This is a genomic window from Ruegeria sp. A4, from assembly GCF_056543025.1.
Genome location: NZ_JBQGAW010000013.1, coordinates 41,606 through 48,755, shown reverse-complemented (window position 1 = coordinate 48,755; position 7,150 = coordinate 41,606). Strand labels below are relative to the sequence as shown.

General features: G+C 59.0%; 8 protein-coding genes and 1 pseudogene. 3 read left to right on the top strand and 6 right to left on the bottom strand.

Going from position 1 to position 7,150, the window contains the following annotated elements; genetic code table 11:
- The coding region (locus ACR0E2_RS20015; RefSeq protein ID WP_480447664.1) for a hypothetical protein at positions 1-228 on the top strand (228 nt) is incomplete at its 5' end.
- Between the two features lie 64 nt (positions 229-292).
- On the opposite strand, the gene msrQ is transcribed toward ACR0E2_RS20015, so the two are convergent.
- Both msrQ and msrP read right to left on the bottom strand, forming a co-directional pair.
- Entirely contained in the window at positions 293-907 is a 615-nt protein-coding gene (gene msrQ / locus ACR0E2_RS20010) for a protein-methionine-sulfoxide reductase heme-binding subunit MsrQ (protein ID WP_480447663.1), read from the bottom strand.
- A gap of 4 nt (positions 908-911) precedes the next feature.
- Positions 912-1,814 (bottom strand): protein-methionine-sulfoxide reductase catalytic subunit MsrP, encoded by a 903-nt coding sequence (gene msrP, locus ACR0E2_RS20005; RefSeq protein WP_171172626.1) that lies wholly within the window; start codon positions 1,812-1,814, stop codon positions 912-914.
- A gap of 331 nt (positions 1,815-2,145) precedes the next feature.
- On the opposite strand from msrP, the gene ACR0E2_RS20000 reads away from it, so the two are divergent.
- Both ACR0E2_RS20000 and ACR0E2_RS19995 read left to right on the top strand, forming a co-directional pair.
- The gene (locus tag ACR0E2_RS20000; protein WP_480447662.1) at positions 2,146-2,961 is read left to right on the top strand and encodes a cyclase family protein; all 816 of its coding nucleotides are present in this window, start codon (positions 2,146-2,148) and stop codon (positions 2,959-2,961) included.
- Between the two features lie 120 nt (positions 2,962-3,081).
- Positions 3,082-3,618 carry a hypothetical protein gene (locus ACR0E2_RS19995; RefSeq protein ID WP_480447661.1) on the top strand — a complete coding sequence of 179 codons (537 nt, stop codon included), beginning with the start codon at positions 3,082-3,084 and terminating at the stop codon, positions 3,616-3,618.
- A gap of 45 nt (positions 3,619-3,663) precedes the next feature.
- Here the strand turns inward: ACR0E2_RS19995 and clpB are convergent, their stop codons facing one another.
- The 4 genes and pseudogenes from clpB to ACR0E2_RS19975 form a co-directional block, all read right to left on the bottom strand.
- Positions 3,664-6,282: an ATP-dependent chaperone ClpB gene (clpB, locus tag ACR0E2_RS19990; protein WP_480447660.1), complete on the bottom strand. Its 2,619-nt coding sequence runs from the start codon at positions 6,280-6,282 to the stop codon at positions 3,664-3,666.
- 126 nt (positions 6,283-6,408) lie between these two features.
- The gene (locus ACR0E2_RS19985; RefSeq protein WP_480447659.1) at positions 6,409-6,723 is read right to left on the bottom strand and encodes a hypothetical protein; all 315 of its coding nucleotides are present in this window, start codon (positions 6,721-6,723) and stop codon (positions 6,409-6,411) included.
- A gap of 100 nt (positions 6,724-6,823) precedes the next feature.
- On the bottom strand, positions 6,824-7,069 hold the full coding sequence (locus tag ACR0E2_RS19980; RefSeq protein ID WP_480447658.1) for a tetratricopeptide repeat protein: 246 nt from the start codon (positions 7,067-7,069) through the stop codon (positions 6,824-6,826).
- A gap of 15 nt (positions 7,070-7,084) precedes the next feature.
- A pseudogene (locus ACR0E2_RS19975) lies at positions 7,085-7,147 on the bottom strand (hypothetical protein); the annotation flags it as partial.
- Positions 7,148-7,150: the final 3 nt, after the last annotated feature.

Genomic DNA, 7,150 nt, shown 5'->3' with positions numbered 1-7,150 from the left:
CTAAATCCTAACCTCAGATGCCCCCGGTCTCTCCCGAGTGTAACCGCCGCTTCCGCCGCGTCCCAGCGCCTCAGCAGCGCCGGTGAAGGGGGTTCTAAGTATAACAAACAAATCCCGCAAGCGGAAAATACACAAAAACAGAAGAAATTCTTGAAAAGTTCATTTATCCATCAATTACAGATACTTAAACCGGATCAATCAAGCGCACCGCCGCTGACAACCATGTAATGACAGGTCAGAATTCCCGGTTCAGCGCGTTATGCACATGATTACCCACAGACTCACGCCCGAGTCAGGCGGAATCGGCCCTGTTGGACCGGAAAGACAGGTTGGGAATCGGCCGGCGCAGTGCAAGCAGGGCGATGATGGCCGCCAGGTAAGCAAGCGGCTCGATCTGAAATCCTTTTGCCAGCAAGAGGTAATGCATCGCCCCCAACAATGCGGCCGCGTACACAAGGCAGTGCAGCTTGCGCCAGCGCGGTCCCAGTCGGCGCACCGACCAGTTGTTGGAGGTCAATGCCAGCGGAAGCAGAAGAAGGAACGCCGCCATACCGACCGTTATGTACGGGCGTTTGAGGATGTCCGCCCAGATCTGGCTGGGAAGCTGCACATCCAGAACCAGCCACACAAGAAGATGCAACGCGACGTATACAAACGTGAGCACCCCGATCGCGCGGCGAAACTTCATCAGGTTGAGGCCGACATGCCGGCGCAGGGGTGTGACCGCCAGACCGGCAATCAGCAACTGAAGGGCAAGTTCCCCATATCTGTGCTCCAACGCCTCAATCGGTTCGACCCCCAGACCACCGTTCAGGCCAAGATAGAACAGCCAGGGCGCGGGCAACGCCCCCAGCAGATATATGACCCATACCGGAATACGGCGGAGTATCTGGTTAATCGCCGACATGGTCCTAATAGTTCTTGGTCAGATCCATGCCTTCATAAAGGCTGGCGACCTCTTGTTCATAGCCATTGAACATCAGGGTCGGCTTGCGGGACGCGAAAAGCCCGCCCCCGATCTCGCGCTCTGAAGCCTGAGACCAGCGTGGATGGTCCACGTTGGGGTTCACATTACTGTAGAACCCGTATTCGCGTGGATTGGACATGTTCCAGCTGGTGGGCGGTTCATCCTCGGTCAGCGTGATCCGAACAATCGACTTGATCGATTTGAAGCCGTATTTCCAAGGGACGACCAGACGCAAGGGGGCACCGTTCTGGTTGGGAATTGGGCGGTCGTAAATTCCGGTTGCCATGATTGTCAGAGGGTGCATCGCCTCGTCCAGGCGCAAGCCCTCTCGGTACGGCCAATCAAGAACGGGAAACCGCGTTCCCGGCATCTCGTCCGGGCGATAGGCCGTCTCAAAAGCCACATATTTCGCGCCGTCTTGCACGCCCGCCATATTGAGAAGGTCGGCCAGCTCAAACCCGTTCCACGGAATTACCATCGACCAGGCTTCCACACAGCGGAAGCGGTAGATCCGCTCCTCTATCGTCATCCCGGACAGGATGGCCTGAAAATCATAGTCGCCGGGGCGGTCGACCAGACCGTCAATCGTGACGCTCCAGGGTTCGGTCACCAGCGTATGAGCATATTTCGCCGGGTCATCTTTTCCGGTCCCGAACTCATAGTAGTTGTTGTAGGTGGTGATCTCTTCCCACGTGTTCGGCTCCAACCCATCCTGTGCTGCCGCCGGTTTGGCCATCGCAGTCAGGCCGACACCTGCCAGCCCGGCCATAACCTGCCGCCGGTTGAGGAACGCCGCCCGGGGGGTGACGTCGGCATGTGTCAAAGTATTGGTCCAGCGATGCGCCATATGGGTCTCCGTCATCTTCAGTGGTCGCTATTGACGTAGTGTGCTGATAGCACAGAGCCACGGAAACAGGCGTAACGATTGAGCGAAGTGATTGTAACGTTCCGATGTGACCGGGCATTCGAGTAACGTTTTCAGCACCGAAAACCATAGACCCGAGAACTTTTGGAGCCCGGCGGAAAACCGCGGTTTTCGTGGATTACCGTCAGAACACGGGCACAAAACTTTACAACTGCGGGCGCAAGGCTGCACTCTGTCAGACGGGCGCCATGCCAAGCCGAACGCGAGGCAAGGCTGCGATTGCAGCCTTTTGGCCGCAATGGGAGGAAGAAAAATGTGTGATATCTGCGTAATGAATGCCGTCAAAGACAAGATGCTGTCTCGTCGCGGGTTCTTCAAAGCTGCCGCCGCTTCGGGTGTTGCAGCAACCGCAACCGGGGCCGTCGCGCCGGCAGCACTGGCGGCCGGGCATGGCGGTGTCGAAGATATGACCCATACGCTGAGCCCGGATTTCCCGACATGGGGCGGCGAACCCGGCATTTCCGCCGAGCAAGCATTCAACTTTGCTGATCACGGCTTCAATCTGTTCAACCTTTCAATCAACGAACATACGGGCACGCATATCGATGCGCCGCTTCACTTTTCGGCGGATGGGACGTCGGTTGATGAAATCCCCGTTACGGATCTAGTCGCCCCCTTATGCGTCGTGGACATCGCCGCCCGAGCGGCCGAAGACGCTGACACGCGCGTCACCCCGGACGATCTGAAAGCCTGGATTGCGGCCAATGGCGATATCCCTGATGGTGCCTGCGTGGCGATGCACTCCGGATGGGCAGGCAAAACCGCCACGGATGAGTTCCGCAATTTCGACGGCGAAGCGCAGCATTACCCGGGCTTCCACGTTGAAGCCGCGCAGATGCTGATGGAAGAGACCGGAGCGCGATCAATTGCCGTTGATACCCTGTCTCTTGATCACGGCATGTCCGCAGATTTCGCGACACATTACGCGTGGTTGCCGTCAGGCCGGTTCGGGATCGAATGTCTGGCTGGGCTGGATCGCGTGCCTGCGTCGGGTGCAACGCTGGTGATCGGCGCACCCAAGCACCAAGGGGGCACCGGCGGGCCGGCCCGGATCTTTGCGTTGATCTGACGAATGCCCGGGCGGCTGACCAACGCCCGCCCGGCCATCTTTCCGGCAGGGCCAAAACTCCGCCACAGTTGCAGACCAAGACTTCGCGCATTCTTGATCTGTTCGGGACGCCCTGCCTCCATGTTGCTCAAACCACTTGTTGTTTCTCTGTCTTTGCTGTGCGGACCGGCATTGGCTGATGTTCAATCGTGCAAAAAGCTGTTTGAGCGCGCGCCACAGGTCCTGAGCGATCTGAACCAGATCGGGTCGGAAGTTTATGAAGACAGCCATCCGGGCCTCGACTATTCCGCCACTTTCGCAGACCCGCCCTACAAGATCACGGTTTTCTTCTATGACCATCAACAAAGGGACGTCTCATCCGAAATGGCCCTTGAAAGCTTCAAACAAGCTGCACGCGATATCGGTGCAATAGCTGCGCGGCGCGATGCCGAGCTTGGCGAAATCAACGTCTTTCAGTTGCGTGATCCGTCGCAGGTGTTGCCGTATCGGGCCGAGGCCAAAGCATCAGATGGCCTGTCCGAACTTCTGGCAGTCGGCGTCGTGGAAAATTGTATTGTGAAGCTGAGGTTCACGGCCCAGTTTCAAATGGAGAAAGCGCAGGTCTGGATGAAGGTCCTCAGTGATTATCTGAACAAAGGCTATGGAAAGCCGACATGAAAAAGGCCCGCCAAAAAAGCGGGCCTTTCAGTTCACGGTGTCAGATCAATGCACCACGGCATCGTCCGGGCGGGGTCGCTCGGAAGTTCCCAAACGATCACCGATGATCAAACCATCGGGCCCGGCGGTGACCGGAACGACGTCACCATCCTTGATTTCCCCGGCCAGCAGAGCTTCGGCCAACGGGTTCTGCAAGGCGCGCTGGATGACGCGTTTCAGCGGGCGGGCACCGAAGACCGGGTCATAGCCTTCATTGGCCAGCCATTCCTTGGCGCTGTCATCCAGGGCCAGCTCGATCTTGCGGGCGGCCAGACGTTTTTGCAGACGTGCCATCTGAATATCGACGATGCCATCCATATCGGCCCGCTTGAGGCGGTCAAAGATGATCGTTTCGTCCAGACGGTTCAGGAATTCGGGCCGGAAATGTGCCCGGACCGCGTCCATCACGTCGCGCTTGGCCTGTGAACTGTCCGCACCTTCGGGCAACTGGCTGAGCGCCTGAGACCCAAGGTTCGACGTCAGGATGATCAGCGTCTGTTTGAAGTCCACGGTGCGGCCCTGACCATCGGTCAGAACGCCATCGTCCAGAACCTGCAACAGCACGTTGAAGACATCCGGGTGCGCCTTTTCGACCTCGTCGAACAGCACGACCTGATAGGGCCTGCGCCGCACGGCTTCGGTCAGCACACCACCTTCGTCATAGCCGACATAACCCGGAGGGGCACCGATCAGACGGGCAACCGCGTGTTTCTCCATGAACTCGGACATGTCGATGCGCACCATCGCGTTGTCGTCGTCGAACAGGAAATTCGCCACGGCCTTGGTCAGCTCGGTCTTACCCACGCCGGTTGGCCCAAGGAACAGGAACGAGCCCAGCGGGCGGTTTTCGTCATTCAGACCCGCACGCGCACGGCGTACTGCATTGGCAACAGCGGTGACAGCCGCATCCTGACCGATCACGCGCGAATGCAGTTCTTCTTCCATCCGCAGCAGTTTCTCGCGTTCGCCTTCCAGCATTTTGGCGGTCGGGATGCCCGTCCAGCGTTCGACAACGCTGGCGATCTGTTCCGGACGTACCGTTTCCTCGGCCATCATGGCGTTGCTTTCGGCATTCTCGGCCTCGGACAGCTTTTTCTCAAGCTCGGGGATGATGCCATAGGACAGCTCACCCGCCTTGGCGAGGTTGCCTTCGCGCTTGGCGATTTCCAGATCGGCCCGCGCCTTGTCGAGCTGTTCCTTCAAATCCCGCGCGCCAGCCAGCTTGTCGCGTTCGGCCTGCCACTGCGCGGTCATCTCGGCGGATTTTTCCTGAAGCTCGGCAAGATCCTTCTGCAAGGTTTCCAGGCGATCCTTCGATGCCGCATCGTCTTCCAGCTTCAGCGCCTCTTCTTCGATCTGCATCTGAAGGATCTGACGATCCAGCTGATCAAGCTCTTCGGGCTTGGAGTCCACCTCCATCCGCAGACGCGAGGCCGCCTCGTCGACAAGGTCGATGGCCTTGTCGGGCAGGAACCGGTCGGTGATATAGCGATGCGACAGAGTCGCCGCCGACACCAGCGCCGAATCCGAGATGCGCACACCGTGGTGCAGCTCGTATTTCTCTTTGATACCGCGCAGAATGCTGATCGTGTCCTCGACCGTCGGTTCCTGAACCATCACCGGCTGGAAGCGGCGCGCAAGGGCCGCGTCTTTTTCGACGTATTTGCGATACTCGTCCAGTGTGGTCGCACCGATGCAGTGCAGCTCACCCCGTGCAAGCGCAGGCTTGATCAGGTTGGCGGCATCCATCGCACCATCCGATTTGCCCGCGCCAACCAGCGTGTGCATCTCGTCGATGAACAGGATGATCTCACCTGCGGCCTCGGTCACCTCGGTCAGAACAGCCTTGAGGCGTTCTTCAAATTCACCACGGTATTTCGCGCCGGCAATCAGCGCACCCATGTCGAGCGCAAGCAGCTTCTTGTCCTTCAGCGATTCCGGCACGTCGCCGTTGACGATGCGCAGGGCCATGCCCTCGGCGATCGCGGTTTTACCGACGCCGGGTTCACCGATCAGAACCGGGTTATTCTTGGTGCGGCGCGACAGGACCTGCATCGCGCGGCGGATTTCCTCGTCGCGGCCGATGATCGGGTCGATCTTGCCTTCGCTCGCAGCCTCGGTCAGGTCGCGGGCATATTTCTTGAGCGCGTCATAGCCCTCTTCCGCCGTTGCGGTGTCAGCAGTACGCCCCTTGCGGATGTCGTTGATGGCTTCGTTGAGCTTTTGCGCAGATACGGCACCCGCCTCCAGCGCCTCTTTGGCCTTGGATTTGACCATGCACAGCGCCATCAACACGCGTTCGACCGGCACAAAGCTGTCGCCCGCCTTCGTGGCGATCTTTTCAGCCTCGTCCAGAACCTTGGCCGTCTGGCCGTCCATGTAAATCTGGCCGGCATCGCCGCTGACTTTCGGTATCTTGCCCATGGCTGCGTCAAGCGCCTCGACCACGCGGATCGGCGCGCCGCCCGCGCGTGTGATCAGATTGCTTGCCAGCCCCTGATCGTCATCCATCAATGCTTTGAGTATATGTGTGGGTTCCAGCCTCTGGTGCCCCTCGCGCAGCGCAATGGTCTGCGCCGCCTGCACGAATCCCCGTGCCCGCTCGGTGAACTTGTTCAAGTCCATGATATTCTCCTTTTCCAAGCGCCCGGTGAATTTGCGCCCGCTTGGCAGCACGCAATGGTCCGGGCCTTGACCTCAATCTGGGAAACTTCTCCGCCGCTTCAAGAGGCTAGAGAGTGAAAAAACTCCTCAACCACGCGGAATCGTATAGACGGTGTAGCCCCCGGTTTCAGCCACCTGCTGAGCATCGTTCGCCTCGACCAGAGACTGCGCGGCGGCGCTGCCCGTGGGGCAGGATACAAGGTCGGCGGTGTGGTCGAGGAAATTGCCGGTAAAGGCGGTTTCGCCGGTCAACTGGCACCAGTCATCTTCGGACCGATAGCCCCGAACAAGATACAAATCATCATTGGTCGGGGGCGGCGCGACGCCTGTTTCGGTCTGTGGCGGCGTGTCGTCGCAGGCGGCCAGCGTGGCGACGACGGCCAGCGGAACAAGGTGCTTCATGGTCTGTCCCTTTGATGCAATTTTCGTTTCAGAATGGCAGCACCATAGCACAGTTGGGACAAAGCGGGGACACCGCTGGCTCCTTTGTCAGCCGTGGGCGTCAACCGCCTTCGATCTGCCGGATCAGCTTTTGCGCCTCGTCATCGTCTTGCTCGGCCGCGAGGCGAAGAAACCTCAGCGCCTCTTCGACATCGCCGGTTTCATAGAGCAACCGGCCGAATTTGCGCTGCGATTTCACATCGCCCAGCTTTGCTGCCCTGCCCCAGAACAACAAGGCTGCTTCCGTGTCCTGGGGCACACCGTCCCGCCCGTGATAGGTCAAAGACCCGAGATTGTGCAGCGCCACGACATTGTTCTGCTTGGCGGCCTGGAAATAATAATCCAGCGCCTGTTCGATGTCCTTGGAGTAGCCGTTCTCGCCGATCTC